General features: G+C 67.7%; 27 protein-coding genes. 12 read left to right on the top strand and 15 right to left on the bottom strand.

Features of this window, described 5'->3' with window-relative positions; all coding sequences use genetic code 11:
• Window positions 1–44 precede the first annotated feature (44 nt).
• Complete coding sequence (locus MUG96_RS10625; protein ID WP_246982498.1) at window positions 45–1157, top strand: DUF3179 domain-containing protein; 1113 nt, start codon at window positions 45–47, stop codon at window positions 1155–1157.
• Here the strand turns inward: MUG96_RS10625 and MUG96_RS10620 are convergent.
• The 5 genes from MUG96_RS10620 to MUG96_RS10600 are packed head-to-tail and all read right to left on the bottom strand — an operon-like array spanning window position 1145 to window position 8510.
• Entirely contained in the window at window positions 1145–3310 is a 2166-nt protein-coding gene (locus MUG96_RS10620) for an ArnT family glycosyltransferase (RefSeq protein WP_246982490.1), read from the bottom strand. The two genes, MUG96_RS10625 and MUG96_RS10620, sit on opposite strands and share 13 nt — an antisense overlap.
• 3 nt (window positions 3311–3313) lie before the next feature.
• Window positions 3314–4462 (bottom strand): ABC transporter ATP-binding protein, encoded by a 1149-nt coding sequence (locus MUG96_RS10615; protein ID WP_246982488.1) that lies wholly within the window; start codon window positions 4460–4462, stop codon window positions 3314–3316.
• The gene (locus MUG96_RS10610; protein WP_246982486.1) at window positions 4452–6101 is read right to left on the bottom strand and encodes an ABC transporter permease; all 1650 of its coding nucleotides are present in this window, start codon (window positions 6099–6101) and stop codon (window positions 4452–4454) included. Before MUG96_RS10610 ends, MUG96_RS10615 begins: the two co-directional genes overlap by 11 nt.
• A 31-nt stretch (window positions 6102–6132) precedes the next feature.
• Entirely contained in the window at window positions 6133–7299 is a 1167-nt protein-coding gene (locus tag MUG96_RS10605) for an extracellular solute-binding protein (protein WP_246982484.1), read from the bottom strand.
• A 41-nt stretch (window positions 7300–7340) separates the two neighbouring features.
• A complete protein-coding gene (locus MUG96_RS10600) occupies window positions 7341–8510 on the bottom strand; it encodes an alpha-1 4-glucan-protein synthase (protein WP_246982477.1) in 1170 nt (389 codons plus the stop codon).
• A gap of 224 nt (window positions 8511–8734) precedes the next feature.
• Between MUG96_RS10600 and MUG96_RS10595 the strand changes: the two genes are divergently transcribed.
• The 3 genes from MUG96_RS10595 to MUG96_RS10585 are packed head-to-tail and all read left to right on the top strand — an operon-like array spanning window position 8735 to window position 11359.
• Window positions 8735–9478, top strand: coding sequence for a beta-ketoacyl-ACP reductase (locus MUG96_RS10595; protein ID WP_246982475.1), 744 nt, complete (start codon window positions 8735–8737; stop codon window positions 9476–9478).
• 1 nt (window position 9479) lies between these two features.
• Window positions 9480–11054 carry an acyl-CoA carboxylase subunit beta gene (locus tag MUG96_RS10590; RefSeq protein ID WP_246982473.1) on the top strand — a complete coding sequence of 525 codons (1575 nt, stop codon included), beginning with the start codon at window positions 9480–9482 and terminating at the stop codon, window positions 11052–11054.
• Complete coding sequence (locus MUG96_RS10585; RefSeq protein ID WP_246982465.1) at window positions 11051–11359, top strand: DUF8022 family protein; 309 nt, start codon at window positions 11051–11053, stop codon at window positions 11357–11359. The genes MUG96_RS10590 and MUG96_RS10585 overlap by 4 nt, the downstream gene beginning before the upstream one ends.
• A gap of 2 nt (window positions 11360–11361) precedes the next feature.
• Here the strand turns inward: MUG96_RS10585 and MUG96_RS10580 are convergent, their stop codons facing one another.
• The 3 genes from MUG96_RS10580 to MUG96_RS10570 all read right to left on the bottom strand — a co-directional run bounded on the left by MUG96_RS10580 (window position 11362) and on the right by MUG96_RS10570 (window position 13265).
• Window positions 11362–11958, bottom strand: a complete 597-nt coding sequence (locus MUG96_RS10580) for a cysteine hydrolase family protein (RefSeq protein WP_246982464.1) — start codon at window positions 11956–11958, stop codon at window positions 11362–11364.
• Window positions 11945–12748, bottom strand: a complete 804-nt coding sequence (locus tag MUG96_RS10575) for a YqcI/YcgG family protein (RefSeq protein ID WP_246982461.1) — start codon at window positions 12746–12748, stop codon at window positions 11945–11947. The genes MUG96_RS10580 and MUG96_RS10575 overlap by 14 nt, the downstream gene beginning before the upstream one ends.
• A 61-nt stretch (window positions 12749–12809) precedes the next feature.
• Window positions 12810–13265 carry an MOSC domain-containing protein gene (locus MUG96_RS10570; RefSeq protein ID WP_246982453.1) on the bottom strand — a complete coding sequence of 152 codons (456 nt, stop codon included), beginning with the start codon at window positions 13263–13265 and terminating at the stop codon, window positions 12810–12812.
• A gap of 106 nt (window positions 13266–13371) precedes the next feature.
• Between MUG96_RS10570 and MUG96_RS10565 the strand changes: the two genes are divergently transcribed.
• Together MUG96_RS10565 and MUG96_RS10560 are read left to right on the top strand one after the other, a co-directional pair.
• Window positions 13372–14526 carry a thiolase family protein gene (locus MUG96_RS10565; RefSeq protein ID WP_246982452.1) on the top strand — a complete coding sequence of 385 codons (1155 nt, stop codon included), beginning with the start codon at window positions 13372–13374 and terminating at the stop codon, window positions 14524–14526.
• Window positions 14527–14528: 2 nt separating this feature from the next.
• A complete protein-coding gene (locus MUG96_RS10560; protein ID WP_246982450.1) occupies window positions 14529–14894 on the top strand; it encodes a Zn-ribbon domain-containing OB-fold protein in 366 nt (121 codons plus the stop codon).
• Between the two features lie 37 nt (window positions 14895–14931).
• Here the strand turns inward: MUG96_RS10560 and MUG96_RS10555 are convergent, their stop codons facing one another.
• From MUG96_RS10555 to MUG96_RS10540, 4 genes are all read right to left on the bottom strand, one after another.
• Entirely contained in the window at window positions 14932–15414 is a 483-nt protein-coding gene (locus MUG96_RS10555; RefSeq protein ID WP_246982449.1) for an HTH domain-containing protein, read from the bottom strand.
• Window positions 15415–15483: 69 nt separating this feature from the next.
• Complete coding sequence (locus MUG96_RS10550) at window positions 15484–15963, bottom strand: HTH domain-containing protein (RefSeq protein WP_246982447.1); 480 nt, start codon at window positions 15961–15963, stop codon at window positions 15484–15486.
• A 73-nt stretch (window positions 15964–16036) separates the two neighbouring features.
• Window positions 16037–16537: an HTH domain-containing protein gene (locus MUG96_RS10545; protein ID WP_246982445.1), complete on the bottom strand. Its 501-nt coding sequence runs from the start codon at window positions 16535–16537 to the stop codon at window positions 16037–16039.
• 155 nt (window positions 16538–16692) lie between these two features.
• Entirely contained in the window at window positions 16693–17250 is a 558-nt protein-coding gene (locus MUG96_RS10540) for a DUF7547 family protein (protein WP_246982443.1), read from the bottom strand.
• Between the two features lie 106 nt (window positions 17251–17356).
• Between MUG96_RS10540 and MUG96_RS10535 the strand changes: the two genes are divergently transcribed.
• The gene (locus tag MUG96_RS10535) at window positions 17357–17950 is read left to right on the top strand and encodes a DUF7504 family protein (protein WP_246982441.1); all 594 of its coding nucleotides are present in this window, start codon (window positions 17357–17359) and stop codon (window positions 17948–17950) included.
• Between the two features lie 44 nt (window positions 17951–17994).
• The gene (locus tag MUG96_RS10530; protein WP_246982439.1) at window positions 17995–18174 is read left to right on the top strand and encodes a hypothetical protein; all 180 of its coding nucleotides are present in this window, start codon (window positions 17995–17997) and stop codon (window positions 18172–18174) included.
• A 28-nt stretch (window positions 18175–18202) separates the two neighbouring features.
• Here the strand turns inward: MUG96_RS10530 and dpsA are convergent, their stop codons facing one another.
• From dpsA to MUG96_RS10515, 3 genes are all read right to left on the bottom strand, one after another.
• Window positions 18203–18748 carry a DNA starvation/stationary phase protection protein DpsA gene (dpsA, locus tag MUG96_RS10525; RefSeq protein WP_246982437.1) on the bottom strand — a complete coding sequence of 182 codons (546 nt, stop codon included), beginning with the start codon at window positions 18746–18748 and terminating at the stop codon, window positions 18203–18205.
• A 92-nt stretch (window positions 18749–18840) separates the two neighbouring features.
• Window positions 18841–19617, bottom strand: coding sequence for a carbon-nitrogen hydrolase family protein (locus MUG96_RS10520; protein WP_246982429.1), 777 nt, complete (start codon window positions 19615–19617; stop codon window positions 18841–18843).
• Window positions 19617–19988, bottom strand: coding sequence for a DUF8048 family protein (locus tag MUG96_RS10515; protein WP_246982427.1), 372 nt, complete (start codon window positions 19986–19988; stop codon window positions 19617–19619). The genes MUG96_RS10520 and MUG96_RS10515 overlap by 1 nt, the downstream gene beginning before the upstream one ends.
• Window positions 19989–20103: 115 nt before the next feature.
• Between MUG96_RS10515 and MUG96_RS10510 the strand changes: the two genes are divergently transcribed.
• The 4 genes from MUG96_RS10510 (at window position 20104) to MUG96_RS10495 (ending at window position 24532) form a co-directional block, all read left to right on the top strand.
• Window positions 20104–20697: a protein sorting system archaetidylserine decarboxylase gene (locus MUG96_RS10510; protein WP_246982425.1), complete on the top strand. Its 594-nt coding sequence runs from the start codon at window positions 20104–20106 to the stop codon at window positions 20695–20697.
• Between the two features lie 48 nt (window positions 20698–20745).
• On the top strand, window positions 20746–21222 hold the full coding sequence (locus MUG96_RS10505; protein WP_246982423.1) for a YbaK/EbsC family protein: 477 nt from the start codon (window positions 20746–20748) through the stop codon (window positions 21220–21222).
• Between the two features lie 98 nt (window positions 21223–21320).
• On the top strand, window positions 21321–23468 hold the full coding sequence (locus tag MUG96_RS10500) for an acetate--CoA ligase family protein (RefSeq protein ID WP_246982421.1): 2148 nt from the start codon (window positions 21321–21323) through the stop codon (window positions 23466–23468).
• The gene (locus MUG96_RS10495; RefSeq protein WP_246982419.1) at window positions 23465–24532 is read left to right on the top strand and encodes a phosphotransacetylase family protein; all 1068 of its coding nucleotides are present in this window, start codon (window positions 23465–23467) and stop codon (window positions 24530–24532) included. Before MUG96_RS10500 ends, MUG96_RS10495 begins: the two co-directional genes overlap by 4 nt.
• The last annotated feature ends 247 nt before the right edge of the window (window positions 24533–24779 follow it).

Raw genomic sequence — 24779 nt, 5'->3', positions numbered from 1 at the left:
TGAGACCGCCACGCGGCTAAGTTCCAGCACCCCAACCACCCGATATGAACAGGCGGCGACTCCTCAAGGGTGTCGGAATCGCGGCAGTCGGTGGCGCAGCCGGCTGTCTCGGCGGGGGCTCCGCCGACGACGGCTCGTTTTCGACGTTCACCGGAACGCCACAGTCGGTCGGCGGCGTCGACCTCCCGGTTCCGGAGTCCGATCTTAGACGGGGTGCCCAGAAGGACGCGATTCCAGCCGTCACTGAGCCAGCGTTCGGAAGCGACTGGAGCGGGGTCGACGCGACGCTGGACGACGACGAACGCGTCATCGGTGTCGAGCGCGACGGGCGGGCGCGTGCCTATCCACTGGCGGTCATGAACTGGCACGAGGTCGTCAACGACGAGTTCGACGGCCCGCTGCTCGTCACCTACTGTCCGCTCTGTGGGAGCGGCGTCACCGCGGAGCGCCGCGTCGACGGCGAACCGACCACCTTCGGCGTCTCCGGGTACCTCTGGAAATCGGACCTCGTGATGTACGACGAGGCGACGGGGAGCCTCTGGAGTCAGATTTTCGCCACCGCGATCCGGGGCGCGAAGACGGGGGCGGAGCTCGAACTCACGCCGTCGACGTTCGCCACGTGGCGTGAGTGGCAGGAGGAACATCCGGAGACCCAAGTGCTCCTACCCCCACCGGAGTCCGGGACGATAGCGGGCGACGTCACCAGGAACTACGACCGCGACCCCTACAGCGGATACGACGAGTCGCGCCGGATCGGTATCGGCGGCGGCGATGGGTCCACCGACGCACGGCTCCACCCGAAGACGGACGTCGTCGGCGTCACCTCGGACGGCGCCGCCAAAGCCTATCCCCTGGACGCAGTCGAAGACGCCGGCGTCGTCAACGACACCGTCGGCGACCGTCCGGTCGTGGTGACGACCGGTCCGGATGGGACGCTCGTGGCCTACGACCGGCGATCTGACGGACGAACGCTGACGTTCTCCGCCGGTGACGACGGTCACATCCGGGCTGGCGACTCGCGCTGGCGCATCCTCACCGGCGAGGCGGTCGACGGGCCGTTCGCGGGGTCGACGCTCGCGCGGGCGAACGACCGGTCGCCGATGTTCTGGTTCGCCTGGGCCGATTTCCACCCCGACACGGCGCTCTACGGGGAGTGATCGGCCGGCGAGAGCGTCGTGTTCAGGGACACGCCGGTCACGTAGTCGTCGCTCCCGGGAACGTAGGCACCCGCCGTGCCGCAGTCGGCGACGAGCCGGCAGATCGTCGTTTTCGGCGGCCAGAGGACCCTGACCTCGTCCGTCGTCGTCTCGACCGAGAGCTGCTGGCGGTAGGTGACCGTCGACCCGCCGGGTTGCGTGTAGGTGACCGCCAGCGCGAGTTCGTCGGCGTCGCGGTAGGTGATCCACCGTTGCTCGCTATACGATTCCAGCCCGTCACCGGTCGCCCGCGCCCGGCCCCGCTCGACGAGCCACTCGACGGTCGTCGTCTCGCCGCTCACGTTCGTGACGCCGTAGTTGATGGCTCCCTCGGGGCCCGACAGGCGAACGGTCGCGGACTCGGCGGTACCGACGACGCCGACGGTCGTCTCGACGCGGAACCGCTCGGCGGAGCGGACGGCGAGTGGTTCGACCGTCGCGTCGACGGGGTCGCGCTCGTTCACTTCCGGCGTCCACTCGCCGCGGACGACGTACCGGTACGGCTGGCGGTCGGGATACGTATCCAGGACGGCGAACCGCGTCGCAGCGTCCTCGTCGATGGCATAGAGGGCTGGCCCGTCGAAGTCCGGGTCGTTACGGAGCGACTGGAACGGGTGGTTCAGCCAGTCGCCGTACGGGTCCGGGACGAACACGACCGCACGCTCGAACGTCCGGTTCTCGAAAGGTGCGTACGCACGCTCGTATCGCTCGGTGTAGGGCTCGTTGCGCTCGACCGGACCGGCGAGTGCGTCCGCCTGCGCGACCGCGCCGCCGGCCACCCCGACGAGCAGGACAGCCGCGAGCGCGACTCGAGCGCCACGAGGCCCGGTGTACGTGGACACGGCGGCCCGGAGCCGACGCCACGCCACGACGAGTCCGAACGCGCCAAAGGCCGACAGCGGGGCGAGCAAGTCGAAGTGATAGAACGGGCCGATCAGCGAGATCAGGCCGTCCGTCGGGTCGCCGAGGGCGGCCAGGAGATTCAGGTTCCCCCAGAAAAACACGTTGCCGACGGCGACCGACAGGGCCACGCCCGCGAGGAGGAGCCGGATGCCGTGGTCGGAGAGCCCATCGACTGCCGGGAGTGAGACGCGGCCGCGAAGTCGTGCAGCGGTGACCCCAAGCCCGAGACCCGCGGCGAGGGTCCCGAGCGGCGGGGCGACGGTCCATCGTGTCGCCAGCCGCCACAGCACGAGCGCGTTCGTTTCGAGCGCCAGCGCGGGGGTGTAGTGGCGCTCGTAGCCGAGGATGCTGCGGACGCCGAAGCCGGGGCCGTCCTGGGGGGCGAACGCCTGATAGGGAAAGACGAGCGCCGACCCGGTCACGACGTGGTTGTACGACAGCGCGATCCCGACGAACGCGAGGCCGGGGACGGCCACGAGCAGGCTCCGCTCGACGGCCGGCGCCGCGAGCAGACTCCGGGGGTCGTACTGTTCGGCGCTCCAGCCCGTGCGGACGAGCGTCGCAAGTGCGTGCCCGACGAACGGGAGCGCGAAGAGGACGGCGGTAAACGGGCGCGCCCAGAACGCGACCCCGATGGCGGTCCCCGCGAGGAGGGCGTACCGGCGTCGGCGACCCCCCTCAGCCCGCGTCGCTCGCACGTACGCGAGGGCGAAACAGAGATTCAGCGCAGTCGTCGGCGCGTAGGAGAGAAAGAGCGCGCCGTTGAGCAGGAAAAGCGGGGACGCCGCCAGGAGGACCGCAGCGACGACCGCGGTCGAGCGGCCGAACCCCTCGCGGACGAGCAGCCCCAGGAGGGCGACGTTCGCGACCGCGATCAGGGCGGGAACGAGTCGCGGGACGCCCACCGCGACGCCGGGGGCGAACAGCGCCGCCGCGACCGGCGTGTACTTCGGGTACAGCCGGGCGCCGTCCTGCACGAAGAACCACGGGTGGACGGCCTCCGGAATCGGGGAGTACATCGCGAGCTGGCCGTCGAGCAGCAGTTCGGCCTGCTGGAGGTAGACGCCCTCGTCGTGGTTCGAGGAGAGGTGTGGGAACAGTTCGGTACCGACGAAAAAGACGGCGACGCCGGCGGCGAGCGCGACCGCGGCGAGGGCGACCCGGAACGGGCGGTCCCGGCGGCCGAACTGGAGGGCTGGAGGGGTGACCACGGCTCAGTCGTCGCCGGGGACGCGCGGCGCTCCCCGTGGGAACCAGGCGAGGTCGTGATCGGCGTCGAGTTCGACCGTCACCGGCTGGTCGAGCGGGACATCGTCGGCGTGGTTGTGCATACAGCCGACGACGTCGCCGCTGTCGAGTTCGACGCGGTAGAGGATCGTCGGGCCGAGGAACCGCCGGTGTTTCACACGGCCGTTCCCGTCGCCGTCCCGGGCCGCGCGAACGCGGGCGTCGTCGGGGCGGACCAGCACGTCCACCGCGGACCCGTCGTAGGCCTCGGCGAGGCCCTGAATCCGCTCGCGCGGCACGTCGCCGAGGCCGGTGTGGACCACGTCGCCGTCGACGTCGCCGGAGACGAAACTCGCGTGGCCGAGGAAGCTCGCGACGAAGCGGGACTCGGGCTGCTGGAACACCGCCTCCGGGCGCCCGACCTGTTCGATGTGGCCCGAGCGCATCACGGCCACGCGATCACTGATCGACATCGCCTCCTCCTGATCGTGGGTGACGTTGACGGCGGTGACGCCGGCCTCCTTGATGATGCGGCGGACCTCCTCGCGCATCTCGACCCGGAGGTCCACGTCGAGATTGGAGAACGGTTCGTCGAGCAGGAGGACGGACGGCTCGGGAGCCAGCGACCGGGCGAGTGCGACCCGCTGTTGCTGGCCGCCGGACAGTTCCTCGGGGTACTGGTCACGGTGTTCGGTCAGCCCGACGAGTTCGAGCAGTTCGGCCACGCGCGTTTCGCGTTCGTCGCCCGAGCGGTCCGTCAGGCCGAAGGCGACGTTCTCCGCGGCCGTCTTGTGCGGAAAGAGCGCGAACTCCTGAAAGACGACGCCCACGTCGCGCTCCTCGGGCGGGAGGAACGCCCCGTCGCTGACGACGGAGTCACCGCGGAGGCTGATGGTACCCCCGTCGGCGCGTTCGAGGCCGGCGATCAGACGGAGCGTCGTGGTCTTCCCACACCCCGACGGGCCGAGGAGGGTCAGCAGTTCGCCGTCCCGGACCGTGAGATCGAGGTCCTGGATGACCTCCGTGTCGCCGAAGTGCTTCTCGACGCCGTCGAGCCGAAGGACCGGGTCACCGGTCGCGGACGGCCGTGACGTGTCGGTTCGATCCTGTCTGAGTGACGTGGTCTTATTCGACATCGTAACCCTCCATCGTGAGCAAGACGAGCATCGAGACCCCGGAGACGACGAGCAAGACGAGCGCCGGCATGGCGGCCTGGCCGAACTCCGCGGAGGCCTGTGCCCGCCAGATGCCGGTCACGAGCGTCGAGAAGCCCGGCGGTCGCAAAAGCAGCGTCGCGGGCAACTCCTTCATCGTCGTCAGGAAGACGAGCGCGGCGCCGGCGAGCAGACTCGGTGCGACGAGCGGGAGTGTCACCGACCGGAACGCGGCGAGCGGCGTGCGGCCGAGCGTCCGGGCGGCCTCGGGGAGTCGCTCGCTCACCTGCAGGAAGCCGGCCCGGGTCGACCCGACGGCCTGCGGGAGAAAGCGGACGACGTAGGCGAAGATCAGGAGCGGAAAGGCGATGAGTCCCTGGCGGTAGAGCGCACCGCCGTAGGTCGCGCCGAGGTAGACCAGCGCCAGTCCGAGGACGATTCCCGGCACGGCGTAGCCGACGTAGGTCGCCCGCTCGAAGAGGGCGGCCAGTCTCGAGGAGCGCTGTGAGGCGAGATAGGCGATCGGGAGGCCACAGAGCGTCGCGATGAGCGCCGCGGCCGCCGAGACCGACACCGAGTTCAGGCTCAGCGCCACGAGGTCGACCGAGTAGTTCACGGAGCTGGCCGACCCCCGGACGAGCCACAGCGAGAGGATGGTGAGCGGGACGATCAGCGCGACGGCCGCCACGAACAGACAGGCGAGCGCGGCGAGCCACCGCCAGGGGCCGAGGGATACTGCTGCCCGGCCACCCGAGGCGTAGCCACCTTCGGTCCCGATGCGGCCGCCGTCGCGGACGCGGGACTCGATCGCGAGGATGAACGCCGTGACGGCGACGAGCTGGAGGGACAGCAGGGCGGCGACGTTCCGGCCGTCGCCGAAGGAGTTGTACTCGATGTAGATGACGCGCGTGAACACGTCGTAGCGCATGATGGCTGGCGTCCCGAAATCCGAGAGGGCATAGAGGGCGACGAGCAGGGACCCGGCGGCGATGGCCGGCCTGATCTGGGGGAACGTGACGCGCTTGAACGCCTCCCACTTCGTGTGTTCGAGCGTGCGCGCTGCGTCGATCAGTTGCGTATCGAGCGACTTCAGGGCGGCACGGGTCGTGATGAAGACGTAGGGGTACGTGTACAGCGTGATGACGAGCGTCGCGCCGAACAGGCCGTAGATGCTGGGGATCGACTCGATGCCGAGCGGGGCCAGCAGCGACTGGAACTGGCCGCGCGGACTGAACGCGGAGACGAACGCGAAGGCACCGATGTAGCTGGGGACCACGAGCGGGAGGGCGAGGAGTATGGTAAAGGCCCGGCGGAAGGGGAGGTCCGTCCGCACTGTCAGGTATGCCATCGGGACGCCGAGGAGGATGGAAAAGCCGGTGACCAGCCCGACCATGACGAAACTGTTGACGGTGACCTGGAACACGTCGGGCTGGAGCAGCATCTCGACGGCCTGCGCGATACCGACGCGCTCGGCGGCGATCAGGAGCCACGAGAGCGGGAGCAAGACGACGACAGCGACCGCGGCGGCGAGCAGGTGGAGGGCGAGCGACCGGGAATCGGTATCGGAGCCGGTGCTCGCCTGCCGTTCCGGCCGCGTGGGTTCCTGTGTACTGCCTGTCATTGGTGCGGGGTACCCCCCGTCGGTCCCCGGATCAGGTCAGGACGCCGACGTCCTGCATGAGGTCGATGGTTGCCCCGAGGTCCGAGAGCCGCGAGAGGTCGATGTCGGGTACGTCGAGTTCCGAGATCGGCGGGAGCCGGCCGACCGGGTCGACTCCGTCGACGAGCGGGTACTCGAACGTGCGGATCGCGAAGTACTCCTGTGCTTCCGCCGACAGGAGGTGCCGGACGAACAGGTCGGCCTGGTCCGCCCGGTCGGACGCGTTGATTCTAGCTGCGCCGGCGACGTTAAAGACGGTTCCGGCATCGTTCTGCGTAAAGGCCGTCCCGATCGGCGCGTTGGGACGGCCCGCCAGCACGCGCTGGATGTAGTAGTGGTTGGCGAACCCGAGACTGAGTTCGCCGTCGGCGACCGCCTGCGAGACGGCGAACTCGTCGTTGTACTCCTGGACGTTCAGATCGAGCATCCCCTGAAGCCAGTTCCGGGTCGCGTCCTCGCCCTCCAGGATCCGCATGGCGGTGACGAACGCCTGGAACGAGGAGTACGACGGTGCCCACCCGATCTCGCCGGCGTACCCGTCGAGGTTCGGGAACTGCATGATGTCGGACGGCACGTCCGACTCGCTCAGCGCGTTCGTGTTGTACGGAATCGTTCGCGCGCGCCCGGAGGTCCCGGTCCAGGCGTTGTCGCCGGCCCGAAACTCGGACCCGACGAGCGAGTACGTGTCCTCGCGGAGCGACTGGGTCAGTCCCTCCTCGGCGACGAAGCCGAGCGATCCCGCGTTGACCGAGTAGAACACGTCCGCCGGCGTGTTGCTGCCCTCGGTGACGAGTCGCTGGGCGAGGTCGGCCGCCGGGGCGTAGGTAACCTCGACGTTCAGGTCCGGATACCGACGTTCGAGGTACGCGATCAGATCGCCGACCAGCCCCTCGCCGCGCCCGGAGTAGACGTTGAGCGTCCCGGCCATGTTCGGCATTTCGGACATCGACGTGCCGCCCGGTGCCGGCCGTTGCTCGAACGATCCCGGGCCGGACCCGTACCAGGACGGGGCAGCCGTGTTCTCCGTCCCGTTGATCGGCGTCGAGTTGTCGTTGCTTCCGCCACACCCTGCGACCCCGCCCGCAGCGGCCACCGCGCTCGCCGCGATGAATCGCCGCCGCGTGGATCGCCCGTCAGCACCGTCGTCAGTTCTTCTCATGTTTCGTTTTAGGCTCACCTAAATCACTTGTACCTGACGATTCAGTCGTCCGCGGTCGCGGTCGCCGTCGCCGTCGCGGGAATGGTACCGGGACGGAGTTCCTCCAGCGCGCCGAGCCAATCGTGCATGTACTCGCCGCAGTAGTTCAGGAAGGCGGCGTTCTCGTAGTCGAAGTCGCCCTCGTCCAGGGCTTCGGCCATCGCGCGGAAGACCCCGGCGAAGGTATCGGCGTCGCCGCCCACGTCGTCGATGACCTCCCAAACGTGCTCGTTGAGTTCCAGCCCCGGAACCTCGTTGTTCAGGTCGCCGAAGGTCGACCGCGGGGCCTTGTTGTGCTCACAGAGCGGGTAGCCGTTGACGATGCGCTTGTCGAGCACGTCACAGGCCCGCTTGAGGAACAGGCCGCTCCAGATGTCGTCGAACCGGCCCACGTCCCACTCGTTGTCGTCCATCGGCAACTGGTAGAACGCCGGCACGACCTCCCGGCGGAAGGCGAGGTTCATCGAACAGACCGTGAGGTAGTTGCCCCGCTCGGCGACGAAGTTCCCCTCGTAGTCGTCCGCCGTCGTCCGGGTCTGGGCCTGGCCCTGCAGGTCGCCGTCCATCAGGATGCGGACCGCGTCGAGGTCCGGGACGTTCGTCCACAGTCCTTGCGAGGCCACCACGTCGTCCACCTCGACGGTATCCGTTTCGACGCGCTCGTCCATGGCGCTGTAGGGATACCCGCGCGGATACAGGTCGTGGTCCTCGACGTTCTGGTAGAGGACGTTCACCCAGCGCTCGTCCGACCTGACCGATTCGATCTCGCCTTCGTAGGCGAGATTGTCGAAGTGCCTTCCGAAGAAGTCGAAACCCGGGTGGGGGAGCGTGTCGTCGTCGATGAAGAAGCCGTACTCGAAGTCGTTTGCCCAGAGGTACAGCAGTCCGAAGCTGGTCTGTGCGTGACTCGCCTCGGGGATCAGGTGGCCGTACTCGTCGACCCCCTGCTCGGCGAACCACTGCTCGCGGGCCGCCCCGTCGAAGACGTCGCCGTCGACGCCCTCCTCGTCGAGCATCGACTGCATCGCGTCCGTGTCACAGAAGTCCTCCGTGACCAGCACGACGTGAAGCCTGTCGAGGTCGAACCCGTGTTCCCGCGCGTTCTCGAAGTAGGCGCGCAAACACTCGTACTCCCGTATCGTCGGCACGACGACACACGTGTCCTGTCGCATCTCTTGTCTCCGTATCTTTAGGCATCCCTAAAGTAGCTGTCGGAGTGAAAATTCGTGTGGCCGACTGCCGGGGGCCTAGTACACTCGGGTTTTCGATTAACGACGTATAAGGGGAACTATTATTTGCCAGTATGCGGCCACCCTAGACGAGGGAGAGGGAGTGCGGGACCGGTCGTCATCGCCGGATATCGGGCGGGCGGCCGCCCGCGCTCTGCACACCAACGATGACACTCGAAAATCAAACCTGTGTGGTAACCGGTGCGTCGCGAGGTATCGGACGTGGGATCGCCGAGGAGTTCGGCCGTCGAGGAGCGAACGTGGTCGTGAACTATCGGTCCTCGGAGGCGCGAGCGCACGAAGTCGTCGACACGATCGAGGACGCCGGTGGCAAGGCCGTGCCGCTTCAGGCGGACGTCTCCGACTTCGACCAGGTCGAGGCCATGGCCGAGGACACCCGCGAGGTCTTCGGCTCCGCCGACGTCCTCGTCAACAACGCCGGCATCACCATCGACAAGAAGTTCGAGAACATGACCAAGGAGGACTGGGAGACGGTGATGCAGGTCAATCTCGGGGGCGTTTACAATACCACGAACGCCTACTTCGAGGATATCAAGGATGCCGAGGAGGGGCGTCTGATCAACATCTCCTCGGTCGTGGGCCAGCAGGGCAACTACGGCCAGGCCAACTACGCCGCCACGAAATCGGCCCTGTTCGGTTTCACCCGGACGCTCGCCCTGGAGCTGGCTTCAACGGGCTCGACCGCGAACTGCGTCGCCCCTGGCTTCGTCGAGACCGATATGCTGGAGGAGGTCCCCGAGCGCGTTCAGCAGAAGATCATCGACCGCATCCCCCTGAACCGGTTCGCGACCGTCGACGACATCGCCGGCATCGTCCGCTTCGTCGCGTCCCCGGAATCGAGCTACATGACCGGTCAGATACTGGCCGTCAACGGCGGTATGGAATGGTAACATGAGCAAACAGGAAGAGTCCGATGTGGACGAGGAATCACCCATCGAAGAACTCAGACGCCGGCGCCGGGAGGCCGAACTCGGCGGTGGTGAAGCGCGAATCGAGCGCCAGCACGAGAAAGGCAAGCTCACCGCCCGCGAGCGCATCGAGTACCTCCTCGACGACGGAACGTTCGAGGAGGTCGACCCGTTCGTCGAACACCGCGCGCAGTCGTTCGGGATGGACGAAAAGCAGTTCCCGGGCGACGCGGTCGTCACCGGCTACGGCGACATCGACGGCCGGAAGGTCTTCGTCTTCGCCCACGACTTCACCGTCCTCGGGGGCTCCGTCGGCGAGGTCGTCGCCGACAAGATCTGTAAGGTGATGGACAAGGCCACCGAGAACGGCGTCCCCGTCATCGGCCTCAACGACTCCGGCGGTGCACGCATCCAGGAGGGCGTCGACTCCCTCGTGGGCTTCGCGAAGATCTTCAACCGGAACACGAAGGCCTCGGGACTCGTCCCACAGATTTCGGCCATCATGGGTCCCTGTGCCGGCGGTGCGACCTACTCCCCCGCACTGACGGACTTCACGTTCATGGTCGAGGACACCAGCCACATGTTCATCACGGGGCCGGACGTCATCCAGACCGTCACCGGCGAGCAGGTGTCAAAGGAGGAACTCGGCGGCGCCAAGACCCACGCCACGAAATCGGGGGTCGCACACTTCGCCGCCAGTTCCGAGGAGGAGGCCCTGGACGACATCAGGCAACTCCTCTCCTATCTTCCCCAGAACAACATGGAGGACCCGCCGCGGGTCCAGCCCTGGGACGACCCGGACCGTGCCTGCGAGGAACTGGTCGACATCGTGCCGGAGGAACCGCGCAAGCCGTACGACATGACGTCCGTGATCGACCGGATCGTCGACGAGGAATCCTTCTTCGAGGTCCACGACGGGTTCGCTCGCAACGTCGTCACCGGCTACGCGCGACTGGACGGGCGCGTGGTCGGCATCGTCGCGAACCAGCCCCGGGTCAGCGCGGGCACGCTCGACATCGACGCCTCCGAGAAGGCCGCGCGGTTCGTGCGCACCTGCGACTCGTTCAACGTCCCGATCCTGACGCTCGTGGACGTGCCCGGGTTCATGCCCGGAACCGACCAGGAGCACAACGGCATCATCCGCCGGGGGGCGAAACTCATCTACGCCTACGCCGAGGCGACGGTCCCGCTCATGTCCGTCGTCGTCAGGAAGGCCTACGGTGGGGCCTACATCGTCATGTCCTCGAAGTTCCTCGGCTCGGACGTGAACTACGCGTGGCCCGGCTCCGAGATGGCCGTGCTCGGTCCACGCGGTGCCGTGAACATCCTCTTCCGGAACGAGATCGCCGAGGCCGACGACCCGGACGCGAGGCGACAGGAACTCATGGCGGAGTTCCGCGAGGAGTTCGCCCACCCCTACGGCCCGGCCAGGCGGGGCTACCTCGACGACGTGATCGAGCCCGCCGATACCCGGTCGCGGCTGATCGACGATCTCGAACTCCTCGAACGGAAGCGGACGGACTCGCCGCCGAAAGACCACGGCAACATCCCGCTATGACCGCTGACGGTCCCGAGTCGGAGGGTATCGTCGAGGTGAGTCTCGACGACCTGCTGGCGGCACTGCGGTTCGACGGCGTCGCGACGCCGAACGAGCGCGAGACAGCCGCCATCGCCGCGGCCGTCGGCGCCCATCTCACCGACCAGCAACGGGCCGCGGCCACAGACGCCGCCGAGACGTCGCCCGAGCGCGTCAGCGAGTGGACGCTCGCCGGTCGCTTCGAGTCCGTCGGCGCGCAGTCCCGGCGCCGGCCGAGATCGGTCGAGCGTGGGAGCGAGTGGAAAGCCGCCGCGCGGTCGCTGTAGTATTACTCCGGGCTCTTCCGTTCGACCGCGGCAGAGACTGCCCCCGCAGTGACAACCCTCGCGAACTCCCCGTCGAGGTGTGCGAGCGCCGAGCGGTGGACGCGGTCCGCTGCCATCGGCTCCCCGTCGAACCGCCGGTCGAACGTGGCTGTCGCGTCGGCGACGAGTACTACCTCGAACCCGCGGTTCTCGGCCATCCGCGCCGTCGTGGAGACACAGTGGTCGGTCGTCAGTCCGCAGACGACGAGCGTCCCGTACCCCCGGTCGCCGAGCCACGATTCCAGGTCAGTACCCACGAAGGCACCGTTCCTGTGTTTCGTGACGACGCGTTCGCTGTCGGCCGGTTCGAGGCCGTCCTTGAACGGGAAGCCGTCGGCGTCGGACCGGAGTGGGGAATCCGGTTCGGTCGAGTCGTGACGGACGTGGACCACCGGCAGGCCTCGGTTGCGCCAGGCCGCGAGAAGATCGGCTGCTCGGCTCTCCGCCCGGGGGTTGTTGCGGTCGCCCCAGCGCGGGTGCTCGAAGCCCTGCTGGAAATCGATGGGGAGGAACACGGCGTCCTCGGGGAGCGACACCGTCCGGTTCTCAATCCGCGACATACTCCTCGGGGAGGGTCCGGGTGGCTTTCGGGTGGTCCCGACTGACGGAGATCGGCGGATCGTCGGGAGCCTGGGACTCGTCCGCCGCGAGCATATACTGGGGCCACTCCAGGTCGACGCCGTAGTTTCCGATGTCGGCGTGTGGACAGACGCCGTCGTACGCCTCGATCCGGTCGTGGATGACCTCGCGGGCCTGCTGTCCGGCGTCCGTGTCGTGGGTAATCCCCTCGAACAGCGTCCGGGGCTGGAACGTGATTTCGAGGCCGACGGGGCAGTACCGGCTCTTGCGTTCGTCGTAGAAGGGCGCCCGGCAGGTCGGGAACATCGGTTCGCCGCCGAAGGCGAACTCCCAGTATGGGTCGTCGGGATCGGTCGGGATGTCCTCGGGCCACGGTTCCGGGTCGTGCACGTGGAGGAACTGGAGGACGTGCCACAGCCGCTCGTGGTAGCCGGCCTCCGTGAGTTCCTCGTCGGGAGGCTCGAAGAACGTGACCAGCGACGCCCGCTCGGCGTGGTCCTCGTAGACGGCGAGGTACTCCAGGATCGCGTCTCTGAGGCCGAGCAGGGCGTCCTTGTCGGTCATCGACGGGACGAGCGTGTAGAGCGGATCGCCGTTCTCGACGGATTCGACGCCGAAGAAACAGGGGAACGGTGCACCGTCCCGGTCACCGAGTATCCCGTCGCGGAACGTTCGCCAGTGGGCCTCGGCCCAGTCGGGGACCTCGCCCGACTCCACGCGTGCTGCCAGCGTGTCCTGGTCGACGAGGCTCTGGACGCCAGGTTCGTTCATATACGAACCCGTTCGGCCCCCAGCGATTTGAACGTTAATATCTGCTATGGTGACCGTGTATCTAATCACTACAGATATTATCGCCTGTTCGTATGGTTCCGGACTGGGCGATCCGTGCTCGGAGGCCGCCGCGGCCGTCGAGTGCCGTCCGGAGTCCCGGTTCGTCGAGATGCGATTCGAGGTAGGCACACGGATCACAGGGGGCGGTTCCCACACAGACGGCGTCGCCGATCCGGAAGCGCTCGCCCACGAACCAGTCGAGGTCGACGCCGCTGGTGGTCACGTTCCGGCGGTGTGCCCCGGGTTCGAGGTCGAACTCGTCTGCGAGCGCGTCGAGTGTCGCCCGTTCGACGAGCGTCAGATCGCTCCCCTCGCGGTCGGCGAACGTCCCGCCGGCCGCGAAGTACCGGTCCCCTTCCAGACCGCGCCCGGCGACAGCACGGACGGTGTCGACGGCCTCCGGCGGGGCACCCGTCGCGGGCGCGACGTGGATCGCGTCGACACGACCAGTGGGCATACCGGCGCGTTCGTGGCGCGGCGACAAAGATGCGGGGGTCGATGGTTGCAAGCCCAGCCGAGAGAAGGTGGTTTTACGTTGCCTGCCGGAGAGGTTCCAGGCGAGTATGGATAGTGAAGTGGCGATTATCGGGGCTTCGATGACCCAGTTCGGCCAGCGTGACGCCTGGATTCGGGAGTTGCTCGCCCAGGCGGGCAAAGAGTGCCTGGCCGACTCGGGCGTGTCGCCCCCGGACGTCGATCACGTGTACGTATCGAACATGGCGAGCGGGGAGTTCGAGGGACAGACGGGAATCATGAACGCCCTCGCACACGACCTGGGCCTGATGCCGGCCTACTCCCAGCGGATCGACCAGACCAGTTCCAGCGGCGGGGCCGGCATCTACGCCGCCTGGCAGTCGATCGCGTCGGGGTCGAGCGACATGACGCTGCTCGTCGGCGGCGAGAAGATGACCCACAAGGGAACCGGCGGCGCGACCGACGTGATCGCCTCGATCACCCACCCCGTCGAGTACAAACACGGCGTCACGCTCCCCTCCTTCGCGGGGCTGACGGCTCGACACTACCTGGAGAAGTTCGACGCCCCGCGGGACAGCCTCGCGAAGGTCGCGGTCAAGAACCACAAGAACGGCGTCGACAACCCCAAGGCACAGTTCCAGAAGGAGATCTCCGAGGAGAAGGCCCTGGAGAGCCCGATCATCGCCGACCCGCTCCGGTTGTACGACTTCTGTCCCATCACGGACGGGAGCGCGGCGCTGATGTTCTGCCCGGTCGAAGTGGCCGAGGAGTACGCCGACGAGTACGCGGTCGTCTCCGGCGTCGGCGGCGCGACGGACACCCACGTCGTCCACGAGCGCGACGACCCGACGACGATGGGCGGCGTCGTCGATAGCGCCGAGACCGCATACGAACGGGCAGGAGTCGGTCCCGACGATATCGACGTGGCCGAACTCCACGACATGTTCACGATCCTGGAGTTCCTCCAGATGGAGGGGCTTGGCTTCGCCGAAAAGGGGAAAGCCTGGGAGCAGGTCGAGGAAGGCCGGACGGAACGGGACGGCGAACTCCCCATCAACACCTCCGGCGGCCTGAAGTCGAAGGGGCACCCCCTGGGCGCGAGCGGCGTCGCCCAGGCCGTCGAGATTTACGAACAGCTAGTCGGCGAAGCCGGCCCACGGCAGGTCGAGGCCGACACCGGACTGGCCTGTAACGTCGGCGGCTTCGGCAACTGTGTCATTACTACCGTCATGGAGGCGCGATAACGATGTCGATGGACGCACACCGCTGTCCGAACGGCCACGTCACGTTCCCAGGACACACCCTCTGTCCCGAGTGCGGAGAGGAACAGACCGAGACGGTCGACCTCTCGGAGCTGACCGGCGAGGTCGTCACCTGGACGACGAGCACGGCGACGCCGCCGGGCGTTCGCGAACCGAACACGCTCGCGTTCGTCGAGTTCGACGTCGACGGCGTGTCCGTGCGCGCGCTCGGACAGTGCACGACGGACGAGATCGAGACCGGCGACGAGGTGACGCCCGTCTACGTCGACCAGCTCCGTGACCCCGAGATCGGACTGAAAGCCGGAAGCGGGGACCAGGAGTGGGACGGGTATCGGTTCGAACCGACGTAACATCGATACGGCGGTCCCCTGACTGCACCGTGCACGGTCAGGGCGTCGGGCGGTCGCGGTCCGTCGCGGTCGCCACCGACTCGGGGGCGGCCGTCAGTGCACCGGCTTCGAGGACGGAGAGGCAGTCGGCGACCGATACACTGCCGGTGTCGGTGCTGTGCGGGTAGACCCCGACCAGTTCGTCGTGCTCGTACACCGCGAGGCAGACGACGGGGAAGACGGTGGTCCGGAAATCACGGCCGGTGAACCCACAGTGTGTGTCGTGAGAGTCAAAGCCGGGAGTCAGCCGGACACCGTGTTCGTCCGCCCACGCCTGCAATTCGTCGAGGACGGGCAGGGAGCGGTTCTCGTTCCTGTCCGTATCGGTCGTCCGGTTCGCCCAGGTATCGACGCGGACCTCGTCGACGACACCAGCGGACTGGAGCGACCGGAGGCGGCTGCGGGTCACGAGCTGTCGCGCCTTGGCGTGGAACGGGACCGAGTTCCGGAGAAATACGTCTACGCGTGTGCTGGGCTCCATACGGCCCCGACGCCGGGAGAGAGTATAGCTGTTCGCGAACGTGGCAGACACCGGGCAAGTCCCCGGGGGTCACTCCGCGGGGACGAGCGCCCGGTCCTCGTCCGTCGGTGCCGGCAGCCCGCCGGTTTCGATGGCACAGAGACCGTCGAAGACGGATCGGTGCGGGTCGGTCCCGTGGGGATAGACGGCGACCAGGGCATCGTCCTCGTAGACGGCGAGGGCGACGACGGGGACGACCAGCGCGGTGTACGGCCGACCGGTCTCCCAGGAGTAACACTCGCGCGTGTCGAAGGCCGGATGGAGACGGACCCCGGTCTCGTCGGCCCACTCCCGGAACCGCCCGAAGGCAGCGATTGCCCGCGGATCCTGTGGCCCGTGGGCACCCAGGGACGGCTTTCGCTCGGTCGCGATCACGTCGAGTTCGTCGACGGCATCGGTGGCGGCGAGTTCACGGGCTCGGGTTTCGATAGCGTCCTGCCTGCGCCCGGCCAACCCCATCGTCTCGGCCCGACAGTACAGTTCGAGGCGGCGCGTGCTCGTTGCGGTCATCGGCGCTCCCACGTGGACCTGTCACGCGAGCGCAAAAAAACACCCCCCGGAATTCCCGTGTCGTGAGAACGGGTCACTCGGCTTCGATGGGGTCTTCCTCGCGCGTGTCGACGTCGTCGGTCTCGAACGCACGTGGGTCGGTCTCGACGGTCTCGATAGCGTTGAGACAGTCCAGAACGGTCCGGGACCCCTGTGGCGTGGAGTGGGGATAGACCGTCTGGAGCCGGTCGTTCCGGTAGATGGCGATACAGAGGGCGGGCAGGACGAGCCGCTGCCCGCGTTCGCCGGTGTCCATCGAGTAACACTCACGCGTGTCGAAGAAGGGGTCGAGGCTGACGCCGACGTCGCTCGCCCACTCCTCGAACCGCTCGTAGAGTGCCCGTTCGGGCGACGGCTCGTCGAGCGGGACCTTCTTCCGGTAGGTCTCCGTCTCGATGGTTTCGATGTGGCCCTCCTCGACCGTCTCTTCCAGCCGGTTCTCGACCGACTCACGTCGCCGCGTAGCCACTGTCGGCAGCGACGACCGGGCGTACAGTTCGACCCGGACTCCCTCCGATATCCCGTTTCCGGTCATTTGCGTTCAGAGCCTCCACGCTGTAACAAATAAAACCCGCTATGTGGGCGTGTATTGTGACTGTGACACAACCCACGACTCCGGAGGGGTCTGTCTACGACCGGGGTATCAGACACCGAACGGACGGGTATATCCGTCTACATATCAACCTCCGGTCATTCGTCGTCGTCGACTTCGTCCCTGATCGACCGGAGTTCCGCCTCCACGTCGACCGGGACTTCCCGGACCGTCTCGTCGGCGTCAGCGTCGGCATCGGTCGTCGCGTCCGCTGGCGGTTCGGCCCGTTCGGTCAGTCGGTCGTCGATTTCGCGTCGGAGTTCCCTGGCCTCGTCGAGCAGTTCCCGGGCGTCGTCGTCGGCCGGGCGGCCCTCGATAGCGTCCTGTACGTCGGCGAGAGCAGTATCGAGTCGTTCGAGTGTTACCCGACCGAGCGACGCCGCGCGGTCGCTCACTGCACCCTGGTCGCTCGGCCGGCCGCCGCGGTCGTCAGCCAGCCGAATCGCCCGCTGGAGGAGGCGAAGCGCGCGGACGTTCGTCTCGAGCAGGAGTATCGCCGCCGGAATCGCCACCTCGTCGGTGAACCGGAGGAGGTCCCCGGGAGTCGGTAGCCGCGGGTCGCGTCGCGTTTCGAGTTCCCGCTGGAGGTCGCGGAGCGAGCGCGCGAGGTCCGCGGTGAGTCGAACCAGGTTCGGGTCGTCGGGGCGGTCGGCCATACGTCGCCGTTACAGGCCCGACACCAAAAGTCCACGTCGGCCCCCACCGTTTCGAACGCCGAAGCGAATTCATATATTATGCATCACTCGCGCTAAATTTGGAACGATGACCGTCGAGCCAGCGATGACGCACCTGCCCGGTCGTCTGGCAGGCCTCAAGCGTTGCGGGGGAGGGGTTCTCGTCGTGGGTACCGACGGCCACGACGCACTCTGTCGGCGGTTCCGTGGCGATGCGGCCACAGAGCGGCGAGTCGTCACGCTCTCCCCGGAAAACTGTGTGCCTGGCGGGGAAAGGCGACGGCGAGCGGTCGGTGGGACCGCAGCGGGGAAAGACGAGGGTCCGGCGACGCCGCGACTGTCTCGTCTCGGCCACGACGTGCTCGGCCGCATCGACACGCTGGCCGACCGCGGACTCGACGCCGCCGAACTGCGTGTCTGTATCGGCCCCCTCGACTGCCTCGTCGAGACTGCAGGGCTCGACCGGACCGCACCGTTGCTCGCCGCCATCCTCGAACGGACCCGGGCGGCAGACGGCCTCGCGCACGCTCACACCGCCGCCGCGTACCGGAGCGACACCGTCAGACGGCTCGAGCCCCTCTTCGATGCCGTCGTCGAGGTGGATGCCGACCCGACTCCGCGCCAGCGTTGGCACTTCGCGGCCGACGACCCCGAAACCGGCTGGCTTCCGGTACGGGATTAGGCGTACCAAAACCTTTTTGTCTTTAGGTATGCCTAACTCTCGATATGGCAGAATCAGAGCGGCAGGGGGCCCGCGCCGGGGAGTCCGACGCCGAACCGGAGTCGGAGCCGGACGCACCGACGGTGACGGCCCACGCGACGAGCCCCGACAGAGTCGTGTTCACGGAAGAGGGGAACAGCGACGGGTGGATCGCGACGGACCTCGCAGTCGATAGCTGGCGATAACCGCAAAAAACGGTTTCTGGCGGGCGTTCTATTCCGACGAGGTCTCGAAAACCAGCGTGTCGTCCTCGAGGTAGTGCTCGATGTGGTGGGCGTCTTCCTCGGTCTGGACGAGGATATCACGGAGGATCTGTGCGGTCGCGTGGTCGCCCAGGTTCGTCGCGAGTTCGACGTGGTCGCGGAGGCTCTCGATAACGTCGCCGTACATCTCGAGGTCGTTTTTCAGCGACGTGCGGATATCGTAGACGTTCCCGTCCTCGGGTTCTACCGTCGCCATCTCCGCCTGGTTGGGCATACTGGCTACCGGCGTGCCCCCGAGTGCCTGGAGTCGCTCGGCGATCTCGTCGCCGGCCGCCTCAGCGTTCTCAGCGGCTTCACCGAGGAAGAGGTGGAGGTCGCGGAACTCCGCACCCTCGACGTTCCAGTGGTGCTTTCGGAGCTGGTGGTACAGCGTATAGGTGTCCGCGAGGTCCGTGTTGAGCGCGTCGACGATCTGCTCGGATTTCTCCTGGCCCAGACGGAGTTCGCTCTCTTCGACGTCACCGAACTCTTTCCGGACGGACTTCTGAGTACTCATTACGCCTCTAGATAGCCTCGGCACCTACTTAAACATTGCCTCTTAGAAGATATTTTTGGCAAACCCAAAACTCGATTTCAGGTATCTGGAATCTAGTTGTCGAAGACCCCGACCTGGGTCCGCGCGCGGTCCAGGGTCGCCGGGTCGAGGTCGGCGACGACGGTACCGGAGTCCCGCGTGAGCGCGGACGCAACCTCACCGTTCGGATACGCGACCAGTGACCGCCCGGCGTACGCGGCTGGTGGCGCGTCGCCGAGGTCGCGTCGACCGGTTCGACCGGCCGCGACAGCCCAGCGGACGCCGTCGAGTGCCCGGGAGCGAACCAGGAGGCGCCAGTTCTCGCTGTGAGCCGCCGGCCAGGCGCCCGGAACGAGCAGGAGCCGGACCGACGGGTCGGTCGACGCCGCGCTCTCCTCGACGAAATTGAGGTCGTAACAGGTGAGGACCGCCGCCGTCCCCGCCGGCGTCTCGACCCGGACGCGTTCGGTCCCGGCGTCGAGGAGGTCCCGCTCGCCCGCCCAGAGGTGGCGCTTCCGGTAGACGGTCGTCGACCCGTCGGGCGTGAGGTACGCCGCGGCGTTGTAGTACCCCTCGTCGCCGTCCTCGACGAATCCCACGAGCGCCGCGATGTCGCGCTCCCTCGCGGCGTCGTGGACGGCAGTCACCGCCGGCCCGTCCCGCTCGATTGCGGCGTCGTGAATCCGGTCGTCGGGAGCGAACCCGGTGAGCACCTGCTCGGGGAACACCGCGAGGTCCACCGCGTCGGGGAGGTCCCGGAGGCGGTTACGGACCCTGTCGCGGTTCCGGTCGACGGCGAGGTCGTCGACGGCGAGCTGACAGGCCGCGACGGTCGGTGGGTCCCGCGTCATCACTCCCTCGTGAGGACCATGAACCGCTCGTTCTCGCCGCGTTCGGCCCCAGTCTCGCGGCGGACCTGCTCCTCGTGGGCGTCGAGGAGGGCGTCCAGTTCGACATCGGGGATGTCGAGCGCGCTCGCGAACTCCTCCCAGACGTGGGTGCGCAGGCGCAGGTAGTAGGCGTCCGCAGTGCGGTGGAGCAGGGGCGCCTCGTGGAACTGCGAGCGCCACTCGTAGACGATGTCCTCGACACCGGGGTTGTCCCTGACCTGCTGTTGGTGGGCACGGAGGAGTTCGGTCAGGCGCTCGGCCGTCGGTTCGGTCCTGTCGGCCACGAGCGCGACGATGTCGTCGTCGAAGGTTCGCAGGAGGTCGTCGGCCATGCAGGGCCGTCGGCCGCGCGCACCAAAACGGTTGGCCGTGACGGAGCAGGCGAGCCGGAAAGGCACGAAGCGCCCAGGTCGAAAGGTTCGTTACGCCGGTGCCGTACTCGGGAGTATGCGGAACCCGTTCGTACCCGGCGCCTGGCGGTACGCGCTCCCGGTCGCCGCGCTCGCCGCGCTCCTGCGCCGCCGGTTCCCACGGGGCTGGCTGGCCGTCCTCGCTCTCGCCGGAGCAGCCCTCGGCTTCCATCGCGACCCGGCGCGTGACCCGCCGGAATCGGGCGTCCTGGCCCCCGCAGACGGGCGCGTTTCCGTGATCAGGACGGAGGGCGACCGCGTCCGCGTTGGCATCTTCATGAACCTCCACGACGTCCACGTCAATCGCGCGCCGGTCGCGGGCGTCGTCGAGTCGGTGACCCACTCTCCGGGCGGGCACTGGCCGGCGTTCACCAAGGCCTCGGATCGCAACGAGCGACTCGCCGTCGACTTCGGCGAGTACGAGGTCACGCTCGTCGCCGGCGCAGTCGCCCGCCGTATCCACCCCTACGTCGAGCCTGGGGACGAACTCGACCGCGGCGAGCGTCTCGGACACATCTCCTTCGGGAGCCGCGTGGACGTGCTCTTTCCCCCCGAAACCGACCCGTCTACCCTCGCGGTCGAGTCCGGCGACCGCGTCACCGCGGGCGAGACGGTGCTGGCTACGGAGTGACGGCGCCACGCCGAAAGGGTATTTTTCCCCGGCTTCGAGAACCCGGCCATGCACGAGCGAGCAGTCGAGTTCAGCGAGCGCGCCGCAGACGAGTACGACTTCGACGTGGAGGTCCACGAGTTCCCCGAGGGGACGAAGACGGCCGCCGACGCGGCCGAAGCCATCGGCTGTGACGTGGCCCAGATCGCCAGCGCCATCGCCCTCGTGGCGGCCGATCAGCTCGTCGTCTCGATCACCAGCGGCGCGAATCGCGTGAGTCACGCGAAACTCGCCGACCGCCGCGGCGTGGACGAAACCGACGTGCGGATGGCCGAGGCCGACGAGGTCAAGGAGACGTTGGGCTGGTCTATCGGCGGCGTCCCCCCGTTCTGCCACGAGACGGCGGTGCCGGTCTACCTCGACGAAACGCTCGAGGGCTTCGAGACGGTCTGGGCCGCGGCCGGGACGCCCGAGGCGGTCTTCCCCATCGCCCCCGACCGCCTGGTGGACCTCTCCGGCGCGGACCCGGCAGACCTCGCCGAGTGAGAAACGCCCGTTGGCAGTCACCGTCCCGTCGCGTGCCGTGGTCCCGTCCGCCAACCCGAACTATTTGAGACGGCAGGGCGAACCATCGACGTGACACGATGGGTGAGTTAGCTTCGATGTTCGCGCCCGACCGGGTCGCGGTCATCGGCGCGAGCGAACAGCAGGGGTCGGTGGGCCGTGCCATCACCGAGAACCTCCAGGCGGACTTCGATGGGGACGTCGTCCCGGTGAACCCGAACGCGGATCGGGTACTCGGGATCGACTGCGTCGACGACATTACGGCAGTCGCCGAACCGGTTGACGTGGCAGTCGTGGTGGTCCCCGCGAGCATCGCCATCGAGATGGTCGAGGGCTGCGGTGAGGCCGGCATCGAGAACGTCGTCGTCATCACCGCCGGGTTCAGCGAGGCCGGCAGCGAGGGCGCCGCCCGCGAACGGCGGCTGAAGGAGGTCGCCGCGGAGTACGACCTCGACCTCGTCGGCCCGAACAGCCTCGGGGTCATGAGTACCGGCGTCGGTATGAACGCCACGTTCGGGCCGGAGAACGCCCAGCCCGGGAATATCTCTTTCATGAGCCAGTCGGGCGCGTTCGTCACCGCCGTGCTGGACTGGGCGAACGACCGCGACGTCGGCTTCAAGGACGTGGTCTCGCTCGGGAACAAGGCCGTTCTCGACGAGCGGGACTTCATCGACGAGTGGGGCTCGGACCCCGACACGGACGTCATCCTGGGCTATCTCGAGGGTATCGACGACGGTGAGGGGTTCATCCGAACCGCCCGCGAAGTGACACAGGAGACGCCGATCCTCCTCGTGAAATCCGGTCGGACCGAGGCTGGCGCCTCGGCGGCCGCGTCCCACACCGGCACGATGGCCGGCAGCGAGGAGGCCTACGAGGCGGGGCTCGAACAGGCGGGCGTCGTCCGCGTCGAGACCGTCCAGGAGCTGTTCGACTTCGCGGGTATCCTCTCGGGCCAGCCACTGCCCGAAGACGAGTCGGTCGCCATCGTCTCGAACGCCGGCGGTCCGGGCGTGATGACGACCGACGCCGTCGGTGATTCCGGACTCGAACTGGCATCGTTCACCGAGGAGACGCTAACGACCCTCGGCGACGCGCTCCCCGGCGGGGCCAACATCTACAACCCCGTCGACGTGATCGGTGACGCCGACGTCGAGCGGTTCGAGCGAGCCATCGACGCCGCGCTCGCCGATCCGAACGTCGGCGCGGCCATCGTGTTGGCCTGCCCGACCGCGACGTTGGGGTTCGACGAACTGGCCGAGACCGTCGTCGACCTGCAGGACGAACACAGGACGCCCGTCGCCGTCTCGCTGATGGGCGGTGATTCGACGCGGGACGCACAGGCGCTGCTCTCGGAAGTCGGCATCCCGACGTACTTCGACCCCGCACGCGCCGTCCGGAGTCTCGACGTCCTCTCGCAGTACCGCGAAATCCGCGAGCGCGAGTACGAGGAGCCGAAACGGTTCGACGTGGACCGCGAGCGCGCTCGCGAGATACTGCTGGAGGCCAAACACAGCGACACCAACCGGCTCGGCGTCGAGGCGATGGGGCTGCTGGAGGCGTACGGCATCCCGATCCCGGACGGCGAGATCGTCGACAGCCCGGGCGACGCCCGCGCCGCCGCCGAGCGAATCCTCGACGAGACGGACGCGGCCGACGAGGATAGCGATGGCGAGGCCGCGAGCGGCGAGGTCGTCATGAAGATCGTCAGCCCGGACATCCTCCACAAGTCCGACATCGGCGGCGTGGAGGTCGGCGTCCCACTCTCGGAGGTCGAGGACACCTACGAGGACCTGGTGACCCGGGCCCGCAACTACCAGTCCGACGCGAAGATACTCGGCGTTCAGGTCCAGGAGACCCTCGATCTGGACGCGGCGACCGAGACCATCGTCGGCATGAACCGGGACCCGCAGTTCGGCCCGCTGCTCCTTTTCGGCCTCGGCGGCATCTTCGTCGAGGTGCTCGAGGACACCACCGTCCGGGTCGCGCCGGTCAGCGACCCCGAGGCGCGAGCGATGATCGACGACATCGACTCGGCGCCGCTGTTGCGTGGCGCCCGCGGCCGCGAGCCGGTCGACGAGGACGGTATCGTCGAGACGATCCAGCGGCTCTCGCAACTGGTTACGGACTTCCCGGCGATCCTGGAACTGGACATCAACCCGCTCGTCGCGACGCCCGACGGCGTCTCGGCGGTCGACGTGCGACTCACCATCGATCAGGAGGAACTATGAACCCGATTCTCGTCACCTCGACGGCGGAGAGTACAGGCAAAACGGCCATCTCGCTCGCGCTGGCGAAACACGCTGCGGACGCGGGCCGCTCGGTCGGCTACATGAAACCCAAGGGGACCCGGCTCCAGAGCGCGACCGGGAAAACGCTGGACGAGGACCCGATGCTCGCCCGCGAGGTCCTCGGCCTCGACACCCCGATGCACGAGATGGAGCCCATCGTCTACTCGCCGACGTTCATCGAGGAGGCGATCCGCGGCCGCGAGGACCCCGACGAACTCCGCGAGCGCGTCCGGGAGGCCTACGAGACGGTCGCCGCCGACAGGGAGACGGTACTGGTCGAGGGCGGGGGAGTCTACACCACCGGCGGCATCGTCGACCTGACCGACCCCGACGTGGCGGACCTGCTCGAGGCGACGGTCCTGCTCGTCACCCGCTACGACGGGCCGGGTGACGTGGACGACGTGCTCGCCGCGGCGGACGCGTTCGGCGACCGACTGGGCGGCGTCCTCTTCAACGCCGTCGGCGACGACGAGTTCGACGGTCTCACGGAGGACGTCATCCCCTTCCTCGAAGGCCGGGGAATCACCGTCTTCGGCGCCCTCCCCGAGGTGAGCGACCTCTCGGGGGTTACGGTCGCCGAACTCGCCGAGAGCATCGGCGCGGAAGTACTGACCGACGAGGCGGCGACGGACGCACACGTCGAGCGCTTCTCGGTGGGCGCGATGAGCAGTGACGCCGCGCTCCGCGGGTTCCGCCGGACGCGCGACGCCGCCGTCATCACCGGTGGGGACCGCCCCGACATCCAGACGGCCGCGCTCGAAGCCCCCGGCGTGAAGTGTCTCGTCCTCACGGGCGGCTTCCGCCCGACCGGGGCCGTCGTCGGCCGCGCCGAGGAGGCCGGCAAGCCCGTCCTCGTCGTCCAGGCAAACACCCGCACCACTATCGACCGCGTGGAGGACGTCATCCAGTCCGGGCGAACACGCGACCCCGACACCGTCACCCGAATGGGCGAAGTACTCGCCGACGGCGTCGACGTCGACGCCGCCCTCGCGCTCGGGGAGTGAGTGGCTCACCGCTCCGATTCGATTGTGTCTGACGCGCGTCAGACCTTTCTCTCACCCGACACTGGACGGAAAGCAGACTTATTGCAGTCGAGAACCTATTGCCTATGGAGCCAGTTGGCTCCGTAGTGTCACACGCCGGGGGGCTCGGCCCCCTGGTTCCCTTTGGAGTCGGCCGACGAGTGGCGACGCTGGTCACAGGAACGCAGCCAGAACCGATACCCAGAAGACGACGAGAACGAGGCGAGGG

It is taken from the genome of Halorientalis marina (genome assembly GCF_023028345.1).
GTDB lineage: Archaea > Halobacteriota > Halobacteria > Halobacteriales > Haloarculaceae > Halorientalis > Halorientalis marina.
Note: the sequence above shows the minus strand (reverse complement) of the source record. Positions and strands in the feature narration are given on the sequence as shown.